Here is a 16,374-nt window from a genome sequence, read left to right as displayed (position 1 = left end):
AAAATGTCTGTAAATGCAACAAACTGTCGAGAGAAGCATCAATTGATTCGCATTCGAGGAAATTGGGTTTGACAAAATTTTTTTCGCCGCTAAGATAAGCCTCCACAACGATTCCTCTGTAGTTCAGTCGGTAGAACGGCGGACTGTTAATCCGTATGTCACTGGTTCGAGTCCAGTCAGAGGAGCCATATTTAAGAAGCCTGCTCAGGAAACTAAGCAGGCTTTTTGCTTTTTGTTTCAAGCCTGATCGAGCGAACCTACACCGGAATCTTACGCCGGGAAATCCCCATGCTGACGCGCAACCAACGTCAGAATGGAATACAGCGCCACCGCCTGCTGGTGCTGATTAAAGATCTCCACCGACCACTCCACCACGCCGGTCGCTTTTTCTTCGGCATTGCGCTGACGTTTCACTGTTTTGCGTTTGCAGGTTAAACGCACCTGGATAGTGTCGCCCGGCTTAACCGGCTCGATAAAGCGCAGGTTTTCCATGCCATAGTTGGCAATCACCGGACCGACGCCCGCGTCAACAAACAGACCGGCTGCGGCGGAAATCAGGAAGTAACCGTGCACCACGCGCTCGCCGAAAATGGAATCGGCTGCTGCAATCTTGTCCATATGGGCGTAGAAGTGGTCACCGCTGAGGCAGGCAAAGTTAACGATATCCGCTTCGGTCAGTGTACGACGTGGCGTCAGCAGGCTGTCGCCCGGCTGGATCTCTTCGAAGTATTTACGGAACGGGTGAATACGATCTTCCTCCACTCGAGCGCCACGCACCCACTGTTGGCTTACCGCCGCGAGCATGGTTGGGCTGCCCTGAATGGCGGTGCGTTGCATGTAGTGTTTCACCGCACGCAGACCGCCCAGCTCTTCACCGCCGCCTGCACGTCCAGGCCCGCCGTGGACCAGCTGTGGCAGCGGAGAGCCGTGACCGGTCGATTCCGCCGAGGACTCTTCGTTCAGCACCTGAATACGCCCGTGGGCGCGGGCCGCACCGAGGATAAACTCTCGCGCCAGTTCGCCGCTCGCCGTCACCAGCGTTCCTGCCAGACTGCCTTCACCGGCGCGCGCCAGCGTCATGGCATGCCCGGTATTTTGATACGGCATCAGCGTGGCGACCGGACCAAAGGCTTCAATTGCATGTACCGCGGCAATTTCATCCGGCTGCGGACAAAACAGCAGCGTTGGCGGGAAGAAAGCCCCAGCCGTGCTCAGATCTGCTTTTCCGCCCAGCAGCACCTCACACCCGGCTTCAACCAGACGATTCACATTATCCTGCACGTCCTGACGCTGATCGTTATTCACCAGCGACCCCATCTTCACGCCTTCCTGCGCCGGATCGCCCACTACCACTTTTTGCAGACGGGTAATCAGCGCCTCGCTGACTGCTTTCACCTGCGCCTGTGGCACGATAATGCGGCGGATAGCGGTACATTTCTGCCCGGCTTTGGTCGTCATCTCGCGCACGACTTCACGTACAAACAATGCAAACTCAGGCTGTTCTGGGGTGACGTCATCACCAAGCACACAGCAGTTGAGTGAATCCGCTTCCATGGTGAATGGAACCGATTTAGCCACCAGGTTGGGGTGCACGCGCAACTGCTGCCCGGTATGAGCAGAACCGGTAAAAGTCACCACATCCTGGCTGTCGAGGTGATCGAGCAGGTCACCCGCGCCGCCACAGATAAGGCTAATTGCGCCGTTCGGTACCAGGCCACTGTCGATAATCGCTTTCACCATTGCCTGAGTGAGCTGCGCGGTGGCGGTTGCAGGTTTGATAATGGCTGGCATCCCGGCAAGCCAGGTTGGCGCCAGCTTCTCCAGCATACCCCAGCAGGGGAAGTTAAAGGCGTTGATATGCACCGCAACACCGGATTTGGAGGTCAGCACGTGGCGTGCGGCAAAACCGCCCTGTTTGGACAGCGGGATCAGTTCGTCTTCCGGCCACAGTGTATCGTCCGGCAGCTCGCGGCCACCGAGACTGGCATAAGTGAAAAGCGTGCCAATGCCGCCTTCGATATCGACCCAGCTGTCACCGCGCGTTGCTCCGGTTTGCGCAGATATGGCATAGAAATCGGCTTTCAGTTCCATTAAATGCTTCGCCACCGCTTTTAGCATCGCGCTGCGCTCAATAAAACTCATTGCCTGTAACGCTTTGCCGCCGTGCTCAATAGCAAAGCGGCGCGCCTGCGCCATATCCAGTCCAACGCTTGTCACTTCCCAAAGCGCTTCACCGGTAAGGGCGTGGTGGATGGTGCGGGTGCGGCCCCGGCCTGTCTGCCAGGCACCGGATAAATAACTGGCTAACTGCTGCATCGTTAATCTCCAGATGTGTTCCGTAATATCTCTCTAAATAGTTCTTTTATGAATCACAAAATGCAAGCGAGATTTTAATAATTTATTAACAATGAGATCGCGAACACTTTACCTTCATTGGTTATCTATCTGTTATTAATGGATAAACAAAAACCATTTGCGACAAGTATCGCAAAACCAGCAAACATAATTTGTGGTTTTATTTAACCAAGATGTAACTTTTATAAAACGAAGTGATTCAAAAATATTGATTTGTTGAAATTATCGGAATCATAAGGTGATGACGTGACAGAAGAACAACGCTTTGACCAGCGCATCGCGCAGGAAACGGCCATCGAGCCGCAGGACTGGATGCCGGACGCATACCGTAAGACGCTGATCCGCCAGATTGGCCAGCATGCGCACTCGGAAATTGTCGGCATGTTACCGGAAGGCAACTGGATAACCCGCGCACCCACGCTGCGGCGTAAGGCCATTCTGCTGGCAAAAGTACAGGACGAGGCCGGACACGGACTGTACCTCTACAGCGCGGCGGAAACACTGGGCTGCGCGCGTGAAGATCTGTACCAGAAGATGCTCGACGGCCAGATGAAATACTCCTCCATTTTCAACTACCCAACCCTGAGCTGGGCGGATATCGGTGTGATCGGCTGGCTTGTCGATGGCGCGGCGATTGTTAACCAGGTGGCGCTGTGTCGTACCTCCTACGGCCCGTATGCCAGGGCGATGGTCAAAATCTGCAAAGAAGAGAGCTTCCATCAGCGTCAGGGCTTCGAAGCGTGTATGGCGCTGGCCACCGGTAGCGAGGAACAGCGTCAGATGCTGCAGGACGCCATCAACCGTTTCTGGTGGCCTGCGCTGATGATGTTTGGCCCGAACGACGACAACTCACCGAACAGCGCCCGCAGCATGACGTGGAAAATCAAACTGCACTCCAACGACGAACTGCGTCAGCGCTTTGTTGATAACACGGTCCCGCAGGTAGAAATCCTCGGTATGACCGTGCCGGACGCCGACCTACAGCTTGATGAAGCGACGGGGAAATATCGATTCGGCGAGATCGACTGGCAGGAATTTAATGAGGTCATCAACGGTCGTGGTGTCTGCAACCACGAACGTCTGGGCGCAAAGCGTAAGGCCTGGGAAGAAGGGGCATGGGTGCGCGAGGCCGCACTGGCGCACGCCGAAAAGCAACAGGCCCGCGACGCGGCGTAAGGAGAGAGTCATGAGCAAAACATACTGGCCGTTATACGAAGTTTTTGTCCGCAGCAAACAGGGGTTATCGCACCGTCACGTTGGCAGTCTGCATGCCGCCGATGACCAGATGGCGCTGGAAAATGCCCGCGATGCCTATACTCGCCGCAGCGAAGGCTGCTCCCTCTGGGTGGTGAAAGCCAGCGAAATTGTTGCGTCACAGCCGGAGGAACGCGGTGAATTTTTCGACCCGGCGGAGAGCAAAGTCTATCGCCATCCCACGTTCTACACCGTGCCGGACGGCATGGAACATATGTGAGGCAACGATGAATAACCTGAATCCCGTTGCAACCTATGCCCTGCGTCTGGGCGATAACGGCCTGGTGCTGGCTCAGCGTCTGGGTGCCTGGTGCGGCCATGCGCCGGAGCTGGAGATTGATCTGGCGCTGGCTAATATCGGCCTCGACCTGCTGGGGCAGGCGCGCAACTTCCTCAGCTACGCAGCCGAACTGGCGGGTAGCGGCGACGAAGACACGCTGGCTTTTGGTCGTGATGAGCGTCAGTTCCGCAACCTGTTGCTGGTAGAACAACCTAACGGCAACTTTGCCGACACGATCGCTCGCCAGTTCTTTATCGACGTCTGGCACGTGGCGTTGTTCACTCGTTTGGTTAACAGCCGCGATAAGCAGATTGCGGCTATCGCTGCCAAAGGACTGAAAGAGGTGCGTTATCACCAGCGCTTCAGCCGCGGCTGGCTGGAGCGACTGGGGAATGGTACTGACTACTCCGCGCAACTGATGCAGAAGGCGGTGGACAATCTGTGGCGTTATACCGGCGAATTGTTCCTTGCCGACGAACTGGAGATCGGTCTGGCCAGGCAGGGCATTGCCGTCGATCCGCGCGAACTGCAAACCGAATGGCAAACGACAGTACACACTGCGCTGATTGATTCTGGTTTACACGTTCCGCAAGAGGCGGCGTTTCGCAACGGCGGCAAGCAGGGGCTACACAGCGAACATCTCGGGCCGATGTTGGCCGAGATGCAGTACTTGCAGCGTACGTATCCTGGGCAGCAGTGGTAGCAGGGGGGGCTATGCAACGTCTTACCGCGATCGCACCGCCAGAAGTGCACACCGTTTGGGGGCTGTTAAGTGCGATTTCAGATCCGGAAGTGCCGGTGCTGACCATCACCGATCTCGGCATGGTACGCAGCGTTGAGCGCTGCGGCGACGGCTGGGTAATCGGCTTTACGCCGACGTACTCCGGCTGCCCGGCCACCGAGCATCTACTGGGTGAAATTCGCGCGGTGATGGCGGAGCACGGCTATACGCCAGTACATATCGTCCTGCAGCTTGACCCACCGTGGACCACTGACTGGATGAGTCCGGACGCCCGCGAACGCCTGCGCCAGTATGGTATCAGCCCGCCGCAGGCCCACGCCTGTCATGCCGAAATGCCAACTGACGTACAGTGCCCGCGCTGCGCCAGCACCCATACCTCGCTGATTAGCGAATTCGGTTCCACGGCCTGTAAAGCGTTATATCGCTGCGACAGCTGCCGTGAACCCTTTGATTACTTTAAATGTATTTGAGGTTGCGATGACAACATTTCATTCGCTTACCGTGGCCAACGTCGTAGCGGAAACGCGCGATGCGGTGACCATCACTTTCACCATTCCTGACGCGCTGCGTAATGACTACGCCTTTCGACCGGGCCAGCATTTGACGCTGAAAGCTCACCTCGGTGGAGAAGAGCTGCGTCGTTGTTACTCCATTTGTCGCAGCCGCTCGCCGTCGGAAATTAGCGTCGCGGTTAAAGCTATCGACGGTGGGCGTTTCTCCCGCTATGCCCAGCAGGATATCCAGCAGGGTATGACGCTGGAAGTGATGGTGCCGCAAGGCCATTTTGGCTACCAGCCGCAGGCCGAGCGCGAAGCCGAATATCTGGCGATAGCCGCCGGGTCCGGCATTACGCCGATGATGGCGATTATTGAAGCGACGCTGACGACCGAACCGGCCAGCCAGTTCACGCTGATCTACGGCAACCGCAGCAGCCACAGCATGATGTTCCGTCAGGCGCTGGCCGATCTGAAAGACCGCTATCCGCAGCGTTTACAGGTGGTGCACCTGTTCAGTCAGGAGTCGATGGACAGCGATCTGCTACAGGGTCGTATTGACGGCGACAAACTGCGTGCGCTGGGCAAAAACTTGCTCGATTTCAGCCGCTTTGATGACGCCTTTATCTGTGGCCCATCGGCGATGATGGATGAAGCCGAAGTGGCACTGCGCGAACTGGGTATAGCGGAAAAATCCATTCACCTTGAGCGTTTTAATACGCCGGGGACCAGCGTGAAACGCGCCACCGGCATCCAGGCGGAAGGCCGCACGGTCACCCTTCGTCAGGATGGGCGCGATCGCCTGATTTCACTGAATGCGGAAGATGACAGCATTCTCGACGCCGCGCTGCGCCAGGGCGCTGACCTGCCGTTCGCCTGTAAAGGCGGCGTGTGCGCCACCTGCAAATGCAAGGTGGTCAGTGGCGAGGTGGCGATGGCCGCCAACTACAGCCTTGAAGCCGATGAACTGGCGGCGGGCTATGTGCTGAGCTGCCAGGCGCTGCCAACCAGCGGTGACGTAGTGGTCGACTTCGATGCGCGGGGGATGGCATGAGCGAACTGCTGATTTCCCGTCACGACCGTGTACTGCAACTGATTCTGAACCGTCCGCAGGCGCGTAACGCCCTGAACAATGCGCTGCTAACGCAGATTGCTGACGCGCTGGAAAGCGCGGCGGCGGACGTCAGCATAAGCGTTTGCGTGATTGGCGGTAACCCGAGCTATTTCGCCGCCGGGGCCGATCTTAATGAAATGGCGGAAAAAGATCTGCCCGCCACTTTCGACGATATTCGCCCACGCCTGTGGGCACGTATTGATGCCTTCAACAAGCCGTTGATCGCGGTGGTTAACGGTTACGCACTGGGCGCGGGCTGCGAGCTGGCGCTGCTGTGCGACCTGGTGATTGCCGGGGATAACGCGCGCTTTGGTCTGCCGGAGATTACTCTCGGCACCATGCCAGGGGCGGGCGGTACGCAGCGGCTTATCCGTTGTGTTGGCAAAGCGCTGGCCAGCCGAATGGTGCTGAGCGGTGAAAGCATTGATGCCGAACGAGCACAACGGGCCGGGCTAGTGAGTGACATTCACCCGGCGAACCTCTCCGATGAATACGCGCTCAAGCTGGCGGCGACCATCGCCCGTCACTCACCGCTGGCGCTGCGGGCGGCAAAACAGTCTCTACGCGCTGCGCAAGAAGTGGGTCTCCAGGCCGGTCTGGTGCAGGAACGTCAGCTGTTTACGCTGCTGAGCGGCACCGAAGATCGTCGTGAAGGCGTCAGCGCCTTTTTAGAAAAACGCACACCGGAATTTAAAGGACGCTAATCGTGGACGCATTTATTCTCAGCGAAGTGGAGCAGGGCGTGATGACTATCATCCTGAACCGCCCGGACCGACTCAACAGCTTTAACGACGTGATGCACCAGCAGCTTGCCGATTGCCTGAAACAGGCCGAGCGCGACGACACCATTCGTTGCCTGCTGATCACCGGCGCCGGACGCGGATTTTGCGCCGGACAGGATCTGAACGACCGTAACGTTGACCCGAGCGGCCCCGCGCCGGATCTGGGCATGTCGGTGGAACGCTTCTACAACCCGCTGGTGCGCCGCTTAGCCGCGCTGCCGAAGCCGGTTATCTGTGCCGTCAACGGCGTTGCCGCTGGTGCCGGTGCCACGCTGGCCATGGGCTGCGACATCGTCCTCGCCGCGCGCTCGGCGAAGTTTGTCATGGCCTTCAGCAAGCTCGGCCTGGTGCCGGACTGCGGCGGAAGCTGGGTGCTGCCGCGCGTAGCCGGTCGCGCTCGCGCCGTCGGCTTACTGATGCTTGGCGATAACCTCAGCGCCGAACAGGCCGCGCAGTGGGGCATGATCTGGCAAGTGGTCGACGATGCCGAGTTGAAAGATACCGCGTTGACCATGGCGCGCCGTTTCGCGACGCAGCCGACCTATGGCCTGGGGCTGATTAAGAAAGCCTTGCAGCTTTCCGAAACCAACACGCTGGATCAGCAGCTTGAGCTTGAGCGCGACTACCAGCGCATGGCCGGTCGCAGCGACGACTATCGCGAAGGGGTCAGCGCCTTTCTCGGCAAACGCCCACCACAGTTCAGCGGGAAATAAGCCATGACGAAAACTCTTCACCGCGTTGCCGTGATCGGCGGCGGAACAATGGGTGCAGGCATTGCCGAAGTGGCTGCCAGCGCCGGGCATTCGGTCCTGCTGTATGACATTTCCGCTGAGGCGATTACTCGCGCCATTGAGGGTATTCGCCAGCGACTCGACGTTCGTGTTGGTCGTGGAAAAATTAGTGCGGAACAGGCCAGTGAGCTGCTGGCACGAATCGTACCCGCGACTGAACTGAATCAGCTTGCCGATGCACAACTGGTGATTGAAGCCGCTTCCGAGCGGCTGGAAATTAAAAAAGCGCTGTTCAGTCAGTTGGCGGAGATCTGTTTGCCGTCAACGCTGCTGACCAGTAATACCTCGTCGATCTCAATTACCGCAATTGCAGCGGGAGTGAAGCATCCGGAACGTGTGGCGGGGCTGCACTTCTTTAACCCGGCACCGGTGATGAAACTGGTGGAAGTGGTGAGCGGCCTTGCCACCTCAACTGAGGTAGTCGAGCTGCTTTGCCAGTGCGTAATCGCCTGGGGCAAGCAGCCGGTGCGCTGCCGCTCAACGCCGGGTTTTATCGTCAACCGCGTGGCGCGTCCGTACTACGCTGAAGCCTGGCGCGCGCTGGAAGAACAGGTTGCGTCAGCGGAAGTGATTGATACGGCGCTGCGTGACGGCGGCGGCTTCCCGATGGGACCGCTGGCGCTGACCGACTTGATTGGTCAGGACGTCAATTTTGCCGTGACTTGTTCGGTGTTTAACGCCTTCTGGCAGGACCGCCGTTTTCTACCGTCTTTGCTGCAACAGGAGCTCGCTCTGGCGGGGCGTCTGGGCAAGAAGAGCGGCCACGGCGTCTATTGCTGGCCTGCTGAAGTATCGCCTGAACTGGCTGTTGCAGCGGTAGCGCCTGAAAATGCAGCAAAAAATATCAAGCGTGACGTTGTCACTGAACTGGATGATGTGCTGCTCCTTGAAACAACCGGTGAAACCGCGCTGGCCTTAAGCGTGCAGCACCAGCGCCCGGTGGTGGTGTATGACCATGCTGTGGGCGACACCGTCGTGCTGGCAAGCGCACCAACCAACCCGGCTTCAGCCACCGACAAAGCGGTGTACTACTTCCAGCAGCAGGGCAAAAAAGTGCTGCGTATTGCCGACTACCCAGGGCTGCTGGTATGGCGCACGGTAGCGATGCTGGCGAACGAAGCGCTGGATGCGCTGCAAAAAGGAGTCGCCAGCGCCGAGGATATCGATATCGCCATGCGCTTGGGGGTTAACTACCCGCACGGGCCGCTGGCCTGGGGCGACTCGCTCGGCTGGGGACGTGTGCTGCGTCTGCTGGAAAACCTACAACAGCACTATGGCGAAGAACGCTATCGCCCGAGTGCGCTGCTGCGCCAGAAAGTGCTGATGGAGATGCGTCATGAGTAATGAAGCCTGGCGCAACGCCCGCGCCATGTATGTGAAAGACACCTGCGCGCAGGCGCTGGGGATTGAAATTATTGAGATGGACGACGGTTATTCGCAGATGACCATGACCGTGTCGCCGTCGCAGCTGAATGGCCATCAGACCTGTCACGGCGGGCAACTGTTTTCGCTGGCGGATACTGCCTTTGCTTACGCCTGCAACAGTCAGGGACTGGCAGCAGTAGCCTCAGCAGCCAGTATCGACTTTCTGCGTCCGGCCTTTGCAGGTGACAAATTGACCGCCACCGCGCGGGTTAAGCAGCAAGGCAAACTCACTGGCGTTTACGACATTGAAATTGTCAATCAGCAACACAAAACCGTGGCTCTGTTTCGCGGCAAATCTCACCGCATCGGTGGCACGATTACAGGAGAAGTCTAATGCGTGACGCATTTATTTGTGACGGTATTCGTACCCCGATTGGTCGCTACGGCGGGGCGCTGGCAGGCGTGCGTGCCGACGATCTGGCGGCCATCCCGTTGCGTGAATTACTCAACCGCAACCCACGCCTGGATCCCAGCGCTATTGACGATGTGATCTTCGGTTGCGCCAACCAGGCGGGCGAGGATAACCGCAACGTGGCGCATATGGCGACCCTGCTGGCGGGTTATCCGCACAGCGTTGCCGGCACGACCATCAACCGTCTGTGCGGCTCCGGGCTTGATGCGATCGGCTTCGCTGCTCGCACGATCAAAGCCGGTGATGCCGATCTGCTGATCGCCGGTGGTGTTGAGTCAATGTCACGCGCGCCGTTTGTAATGGGCAAAGCGACCGCGCCGTTTCAGCGTCAGGCAGAGATGTTTGATACCACCATTGGCTGGCGTTTTGTGAACCCGCTCATGCAGCAACAATTCGGAACTGACAGCATGCCGGAAACGGCGGAGAATGTAGCTGAATTGTTAAATATAAGCCGGGAGGACCAGGACGCCTTTGCGTATCGCAGCCAGCAGCGCACGGCGAAAGCCCAGTGTGACGGCATTCTGGCGCAGGAAATTGTGCCGGTACAAATCACTGGCAAGAAAGGGGCAGTTAGCGCAGTACGTGAAGATGAACATCCGCGTGCAGAAACCACGCTGGAGCAACTCGCACAACTGAAAACACCGTTTCGTAAGAACGGCGTGGTCACCGCAGGCAATGCCTCTGGGGTGAACGACGGCGCGGCAGCAATGATCGTAGCCAGCGAGCAACACATAAAGGCCCAGGGACTAACGCCGCGTGCACGCATTGTCGCCATGGCGACCGCGGGCGTTGAACCGAAGTACATGGGTCTTGGGCCAGTTCCTGCGGTACGAAAAGTGCTGGAGCGCGCCGGGCTGAATATCAACGATATGGATGTGATTGAGCTGAATGAAGCCTTTGCCGCCCAGGCGTTGGGTGTGATGAGACAGCTTGGACTGGCAGATGACGCAGAACACGTGAATCCCAATGGGGGGGCTATCGCTTTAGGTCACCCGCTGGGGATGAGCGGTGTGCGGTTAGCGCTGGCCGCAACGCTGGAGCTGGAACGACGCAATGGACGTTATGCGCTGTGTACGATGTGTATTGGCGTGGGTCAGGGCATTGCCATGATCCTTGAGCGAGTGTGAGCTAATTGACCTGCGAGTGCCCTACAAAATGACAACGACAACAACAAAATTAGATCCGATTGAAACCGCATCGCGTGACGAATTACAGGCTTTGCAAACCGAGCGCCTGAAATGGACGTTAAAACACGCCTATGAAAATGTCCCGATGTACCGCCGTAAGTTCGACGCGGCGGGGGTTCACCCGGATGATTTCCGTGAGCTGAGCGATCTGAGCAAGTTTCCCTGCACCACCAAGCAGGACCTGCGTGACAACTATCCCTTCGACACCTTCGCGGTACCGATGGAGCAGGTGGTGCGTATCCATGCATCATCCGGCACCACGGGTAAACCGACTGTGGTGGGCTATACGCAAAATGATATTGATACCTGGGCTAATATCGTCGCCCGCTCGCTGCGTGCCGCAGGCGGTACCGCGAAAGATAAAATCCACGTCGCTTATGGCTATGGCCTTTTCACCGGCGGCCTGGGCGCGCACTACGGCGCGGAGCGCTTAGGGGCAACGGTTATCCCAATGTCCGGCGGGCAGACTGAAAAGCAGGCGCAGCTGATTCGCGATTTCAAACCTGACATGATTATGGTCACGCCGTCTTACTGCCTGAACCTGATTGAAGAGCTGGAGCGCCAGATGGGCGGTGACGCGCGGGGTTGTTCACTGCGTACCGGTGTATTTGGCGCAGAACCGTGGACCACGGGGATGCGCGCGGAGATCGAACGTCGCCTCGGTATTACGGCGCTGGATATTTATGGCCTCTCGGAAGTGATGGGGCCGGGCGTGGCGATGGAGTGCATCGAAACGGGTGATGGTCCGACAATATGGGAGGATCATTTCTTCCCGGAAGTGGTCAATCCGGATGACGGTACGCCACTGGCCGACGGCGAGCACGGCGAACTGCTGTTCACCACGCTGACGAAAGAAGCGCTACCGGTCATTCGTTATCGTACCCGCGACCTGACGCGCCTGCTGCCGGGTACCGCGCGCACGATGCGTCGTATGGATCGCATTAGCGGGCGCAGCGACGATATGCTGATTATTCGCGGCGTCAACGTCTTCCCATCGCAGGTGGAAGAAGAGATCCTCAAGATTGAGCATCTGGCTCCGCATTACCAGTTGGAAGTGGATCGCCGAGGGCATCTTGATTCGCTTTCGGTACGCGTGGAGCTTAAAGAGAGTAGCCTGGTGCTGAGCCATGAGCAGCGCTGCCAGATTTGCCATCATTTGCGTCATCGTATTAAGTCGATGGTGGGTATTTCCACCGACGTAAGCATTGTTAACTGCGGCAGCATCCCGCGCTCTGAAGGTAAGGCGTGCCGGGTGTTCGACCTGCGCAAAGTTGCCGCCAACGGTTAACCCTGTAGGCCTGATAAGCGTAGCGCCATCAGGCAGAACAGTGCAACGCTGCCGGATGGCGGCGTTGCCTTATCCGGCCTACAAACTCCTGGCGTTTCGCTGCTTTATTCCTGTGCTATGATTCAAAAAGGACAAAAATAACAACACTATGAATCATATGGAAAAACTCGATAATTTTATTCAGCAGGCGGTCACCGCGATGCCGGTCAGCGGCACCTCGCTTATCGCCTCGCTTTACGGGGACTGTTTATCGCAACGCGGTGGAGAAGTCTGGCTCGGTAGCGTTGCCGCGCTGCTGGAAGGGCTTGGCTTCGGTGAACGTTTTGTACGTACCGCACTGTTTCGCCTTAATAAAGAAGAATGGCTGGACGTAGTACGTATCGGCCGCCGCAGTTTCTACCGCCTGAGTGATAAAGGGCTACGCTTGACGCGCCGCGCCGAGAGCAAAATCTATCGTGCCAGCGCCCCTGAGTGGGACGGTACCTGGCTGCTGCTGCTGTCGGAGGGGCTGGAGAAAAATACCCTGGCCGAAGTTAAAAAGCAGCTGTTATGGCAAGGTTTTGGCGTACTGGCGCCGAGTCTGCTGGCGTCGCCATCGCAAAAGCTGGCGGACGTACAGTCGCTGCTCCATGAGGCTGGGGTGGCGGAAAATGTCATCGTTTTTGAGGCGCATTCGCCGTTGGCACTCTCCCGCGCTGCGCTGCGTGAGCGGGTAGAAGGGTGCTGGCACTTAACCGAACAAAATGCCATGTACGAGGCGTTTATCACGCTGTTCCGTCCGTTGTTACCGCTACTGCGTGACGCCGGGCCGGACGAACTTACGCCAGAGCGCTGCTTCCAGATCCGCCTGTTGCTCATTCACTTCTATCGTCGGGTTGTGCTCAAAGATCCGCTGCTGCCGGAAGAATTGCTGCCTGCTCACTGGCTGGGTCAGACGGCGCGTCAGCTGTGCATTAATATTTATCAACGTGTTGCGCCCGGCGCCCAGGTTTTCGTCAGCGAAAAAGGCGAGAGTTCGGTGGGGGAACTGCCCGCGCCGGGGCCGCTCTATTATCAACGTTTCGGCGGATTAGCCGAGGTGTAACAGGAGAAGCCATGCCGATTTACCAGATTGACGGGATGATCCCGGTAGTTCCTGCAGAAAGCTATGTTCACCCAACCGCAGTGCTGATTGGCGATGTCATTCTCGGCAAAGGTGTTTATGTTGGTCCCAACGCCAGCCTGCGCGGAGATTTTGGACGTATCGTGGTTAAAGATGGGGCGAATATCCAGGATAACTGCGTGATGCACGGATTTCCCGGCCAGGATACGGTGGTGGAAGAGGACGGACATATCGGCCACGGGGCGATTCTGCACGGCTGTGTGATTGGGCGGAACGCGCTGGTCGGCATGAGTGCGGTGATTATCGATGGCGCGACCATCGGTGAAAACAGTATCGTTGGTGCCTCGGCGTTTGTGAAAGCGCGCGCTGAGATGCCTGCCAACCATCTGATTGTCGGTAGCCCGGCGAAAGCGATTCGCATGTTAACTGAGCAGGAACTGGTGTGGAAAAAACAGGGCACTCGCGAGTATCAGGTGCTGGTGGAGCGCTGTCAGCAGACGCTTTCAGAAGTGAAGCCGCTGACTGCGGTAGAACCCGACAGAAAGCGGCTGGAGTTTGATGAGAATTTGCAACCTAAGTCAGCGAGTTAGCAATTCTACGCAATACCCGGTGTCAGAACTGATAGCTGGCGGTAACGCTGACGTTACGCGGCTCACCATAAACGATAGAACCGTCGATATTCGTGTCGTAGGTTTTATCGAACAGGTTATTAAGGTTACCCTGCACTGAGAAGTTTTTTGTTACCTGGTAGCGGGTGAACAAATCTACCAGGGCGTAGCTTCCCTGTTCCGCGCGGAATGTGCCATAAGGCGTGACCGTATCGCTGTAAACACGATTCTGCCAGTTAACTCCACCGCCGACGGTCAGTTCCGGCATGGCTGGCAGGCGATAACGGGTAAACAGTTTGACCGTGGTCCGCGGCAGGTTTGGGTTTACTGCATTGCCTTCGTTGTCTTCTGCAACATAGCGTGTCGCACCAAACGTCATCTGCCAGTTATCAGTGATCGCACCGTTAATCTCGAATTCAACCCCTTTGCTGACCGTGCCATCCATCGCTTTAAAGGCCGTGTCGCCATTGCTACCGGCGATTGGCACGCCGGTTGATTGCGCTACGTTGTCCTGTTCAATGCGGAACACCGCGAGCGTGGTGGTTAAACGGCTGTTCATCCAGTCGGACTTCAGACCAAGCTCATAGTTGTTGCCGGTGATCGGAGAGAGATATTTACCGGAGCTGTCGCGCTTGTTCTGCGGCTGGAAGATTGAGGTATAGCTGGCGTAGGTAGACCAGTTATCGTCAATGTCATATACCAGACCCGCATACGGCGTGGTGTGGTTTTGCTCCATGCTGTAGGTCAGGGTGTCGATACGCCAGTTGGTGTAACGTGCGCCGACAATCAAATGCAGTGGGTCGGCCAGCGAAATACGCGTTGCGGCGTACAGCGATTTCATGTGCGTGGTATCGTCCTGAGCCAATGACTGCGGGTTCCAGTTGGTTTCCGGGAAGTTACCATCGTAGGTATAGAAGCTGCCGATTTCGTTGGGGAAAACGTTCGCCCACGAGCTTTCATAACGGTTATTCTGTTTACTGTAGCTGCCGCCCAGCATCAGATTATGCTGACGACCAAACAGATCGTAACCGCCGTCGGCAAATAGATCGACAGCATCCACTTTACGTTTGCCGCTGTTCCAGCCGGTTCCTCCGACGTAGTCATATCCCGGACCATAGTTGCCATATGGGCCAATCAGCGTGCCGTCGGCCTTATTAACATAGGCATCGACGTACATCATTTTACTGTCGAACTTGACCTCGGAGTGGGTGGCGTTCATGGTCGCCTGCCAGGTATCGGCAAAACGTTGTTTGATGGTGACAAACACTTTGTTGAAGTCTTTATCGTTGTAAGCCCAGTCCGGCGCAGTGCTGCGCGAACGGTCATAGCTGTTTTTACTGCCATCGGTATTCCAGCGCGGCAATCCACCCCAGGTTGGGCTGTTGATATCAATGCGCTGATATTCATAGCCCGCAGACAGGCTGGTGGTGTCACCCAAATCGGCATCGACAATCCCGGAGAAGAACATTTTTTCGCTATTGTAGCGATCAAGCCAGGAGTCGTTATTCTGGTAACCCGCCACGATGCGGCCGCGCACGTTGCCGTCTGCCGTAAGCGGGCTTTGCAGATCGGTCACATAGCGTTGTTTATTCCAGCTGCCATATTCCGCTGAAACATTACCGGTGAACTCGCGGCTGGTGGCATGCTTACGGATCATGTTAATGGAGGCTGAAGGGTTACCCGTCCCGGTCATTAGCCCGTTTGCGCCACGGACCACTTCGACACGCTCAAAAAGGGCGGTGTCAGAAAGGGCGTCACCGAGATTCCAGCGGGATTCAAAATAGGTCGGGATCCCATCGACCATATAGTTATCAATCTGAAATCCGCGCGAGTAATAGCTGCTGCGATCTGAATCCGCCTGGCTTTTGCTTATCCCCAACGTGTTGTCCATCACATCGCTCAGCGTTTGCAATTGCTGATCTTCCATGCGTTGCTGGCTGACAATGCTGACCGATTGCGGAATATCGCGCTGTGTCATCTGCATTTTTGTGCCAGCGGTGGTCGATTTAACGCTGTAATCCTGCTCCTCACTGGATGCGGATGGAGCAGAACCCTCCACGATCACTGTCTCTTCTGCAGGGGCTGCGAGGCTGGTGGAAGGTAAAAGGGCTAGCGTGATGCATGCTGCCAGCAAAGAAGGGGCAAGCCCCGGTTGGCGTTGAATATTCCCGTTGAGTGTTGTGAAAGACATCGAAAAGCCCTTGATAATTATTAATATTAAGTTCGAATCACCGGTAGTTGTGATGAACCCTTTGGTTGTAAATTATTAAATGCGCATGTAAATGCAAATGCGAAATATACGCATTAGCAGTCAATGTGTAAACAGATGCTACGACATAAATGAAATATTGTTTCAGTACTATGCTTGAGCAATAGCGCAGGGAAATGGTTATAAGAGCAGCACTAACTGAGGTTTTCGCTTAAAAAATCGAGGGTTAAAGTTGAAAGAGCGTGAGTAACTCGCTCATACTCTATACTCGCAGAGTTACCCGGCGTAGCATGGCAAAACGCCTGGGCTGTTAATGAAAAAGGAAAACGTC

15 protein-coding genes and 1 tRNA gene are annotated in these 16,374 nt (G+C 56.6%); 14 read left to right on the top strand and 2 right to left on the bottom strand.

Going from position 1 to position 16,374, the window contains the following annotated elements:
- The first annotated feature begins 112 nt into the window (after nucleotides 1-112).
- A tRNA-Asn gene (locus OGY06_RS05540) sits at nucleotides 113-188 on the top strand.
- An 82-nt stretch (nucleotides 189-270) separates the two neighbouring features.
- On the opposite strand, the gene paaZ is transcribed toward OGY06_RS05540, so the two are convergent.
- Nucleotides 271-2,316, bottom strand: a complete 2,046-nt coding sequence (gene paaZ / locus OGY06_RS05535) for a phenylacetic acid degradation bifunctional protein PaaZ (protein ID WP_126956023.1) — start codon at nucleotides 2,314-2,316, stop codon at nucleotides 271-273.
- Nucleotides 2,317-2,601: 285 nt separating this feature from the next.
- On the opposite strand from paaZ, the gene paaA reads away from it, so the two are divergent.
- The 13 genes from paaA (at nucleotide 2,602) to paaY (ending at nucleotide 13,816) form a co-directional block, all read left to right on the top strand.
- Nucleotides 2,602-3,531 carry a 1,2-phenylacetyl-CoA epoxidase subunit PaaA gene (paaA, locus tag OGY06_RS05530; RefSeq protein ID WP_126956025.1) on the top strand — a complete coding sequence of 310 codons (930 nt, stop codon included), beginning with the start codon at nucleotides 2,602-2,604 and terminating at the stop codon, nucleotides 3,529-3,531.
- A 10-nt stretch (nucleotides 3,532-3,541) separates the two neighbouring features.
- Entirely contained in the window at nucleotides 3,542-3,829 is a 288-nt protein-coding gene (gene paaB, locus OGY06_RS05525) for a 1,2-phenylacetyl-CoA epoxidase subunit PaaB (protein ID WP_003832229.1), read from the top strand.
- Nucleotides 3,830-3,836: 7 nt separating this feature from the next.
- Nucleotides 3,837-4,592 (top strand): 1,2-phenylacetyl-CoA epoxidase subunit PaaC, encoded by a 756-nt coding sequence (gene paaC / locus OGY06_RS05520; RefSeq protein WP_286604907.1) that lies wholly within the window; start codon nucleotides 3,837-3,839, stop codon nucleotides 4,590-4,592.
- 11 nt (nucleotides 4,593-4,603) lie between these two features.
- Nucleotides 4,604-5,101 carry a 1,2-phenylacetyl-CoA epoxidase subunit PaaD gene (paaD, locus tag OGY06_RS05515; RefSeq protein WP_126318451.1) on the top strand — a complete coding sequence of 166 codons (498 nt, stop codon included), beginning with the start codon at nucleotides 4,604-4,606 and terminating at the stop codon, nucleotides 5,099-5,101.
- 7 nt (nucleotides 5,102-5,108) lie between these two features.
- Nucleotides 5,109-6,179: a 1,2-phenylacetyl-CoA epoxidase subunit PaaE gene (gene paaE, locus OGY06_RS05510; RefSeq protein WP_164562925.1), complete on the top strand. Its 1,071-nt coding sequence runs from the start codon at nucleotides 5,109-5,111 to the stop codon at nucleotides 6,177-6,179.
- Nucleotides 6,176-6,943 (top strand): 2,3-dehydroadipyl-CoA hydratase PaaF, encoded by a 768-nt coding sequence (paaF, locus tag OGY06_RS05505; protein ID WP_164562924.1) that lies wholly within the window; start codon nucleotides 6,176-6,178, stop codon nucleotides 6,941-6,943. The genes paaE and paaF overlap by 4 nt, the downstream gene beginning before the upstream one ends.
- 2 nt (nucleotides 6,944-6,945) lie before the next feature.
- Complete coding sequence (gene paaG / locus OGY06_RS05500; RefSeq protein ID WP_164562923.1) at nucleotides 6,946-7,734, top strand: 2-(1,2-epoxy-1,2-dihydrophenyl)acetyl-CoA isomerase PaaG; 789 nt, start codon at nucleotides 6,946-6,948, stop codon at nucleotides 7,732-7,734.
- 3 nt (nucleotides 7,735-7,737) lie between these two features.
- Nucleotides 7,738-9,156, top strand: a complete 1,419-nt coding sequence (gene paaH / locus OGY06_RS05495) for a 3-hydroxyacyl-CoA dehydrogenase PaaH (RefSeq protein ID WP_286604901.1) — start codon at nucleotides 7,738-7,740, stop codon at nucleotides 9,154-9,156.
- A complete protein-coding gene (paaI, locus tag OGY06_RS05490) occupies nucleotides 9,149-9,571 on the top strand; it encodes a hydroxyphenylacetyl-CoA thioesterase PaaI (protein ID WP_003832239.1) in 423 nt (140 codons plus the stop codon). Before paaH ends, paaI begins: the two co-directional genes overlap by 8 nt.
- Complete coding sequence (gene pcaF / locus OGY06_RS05485) at nucleotides 9,571-10,776, top strand: 3-oxoadipyl-CoA thiolase (protein ID WP_200920534.1); 1,206 nt, start codon at nucleotides 9,571-9,573, stop codon at nucleotides 10,774-10,776. Before paaI ends, pcaF begins: the two co-directional genes overlap by 1 nt.
- Nucleotides 10,777-10,804: 28 nt before the next feature.
- On the top strand, nucleotides 10,805-12,124 hold the full coding sequence (paaK, locus tag OGY06_RS05480; protein ID WP_003832244.1) for a phenylacetate--CoA ligase PaaK: 1,320 nt from the start codon (nucleotides 10,805-10,807) through the stop codon (nucleotides 12,122-12,124).
- 157 nt (nucleotides 12,125-12,281) lie between these two features.
- The gene (gene paaX / locus OGY06_RS05475; RefSeq protein ID WP_003832246.1) at nucleotides 12,282-13,208 is read left to right on the top strand and encodes a phenylacetic acid degradation operon negative regulatory protein PaaX; all 927 of its coding nucleotides are present in this window, start codon (nucleotides 12,282-12,284) and stop codon (nucleotides 13,206-13,208) included.
- A gap of 11 nt (nucleotides 13,209-13,219) precedes the next feature.
- Complete coding sequence (gene paaY, locus OGY06_RS05470; protein ID WP_193133920.1) at nucleotides 13,220-13,816, top strand: phenylacetic acid degradation protein PaaY; 597 nt, start codon at nucleotides 13,220-13,222, stop codon at nucleotides 13,814-13,816.
- A 22-nt stretch (nucleotides 13,817-13,838) separates the two neighbouring features.
- Here paaY and fhuE read toward each other — a convergent pair whose 3' ends face one another.
- On the bottom strand, nucleotides 13,839-16,025 hold the full coding sequence (gene fhuE / locus OGY06_RS05465; RefSeq protein ID WP_286604898.1) for a ferric-rhodotorulic acid/ferric-coprogen receptor FhuE: 2,187 nt from the start codon (nucleotides 16,023-16,025) through the stop codon (nucleotides 13,839-13,841).
- Between the last annotated feature and the right edge of the window lie 349 nt (nucleotides 16,026-16,374).

It is taken from the genome of Citrobacter sp. Cpo147 (assembly GCF_030332405.1).
GTDB lineage: Bacteria > Pseudomonadota > Gammaproteobacteria > Enterobacterales > Enterobacteriaceae > Citrobacter > Citrobacter portucalensis.
Note: the sequence above shows the minus strand (reverse complement) of the source record. Positions and strands in the feature narration are given on the sequence as shown.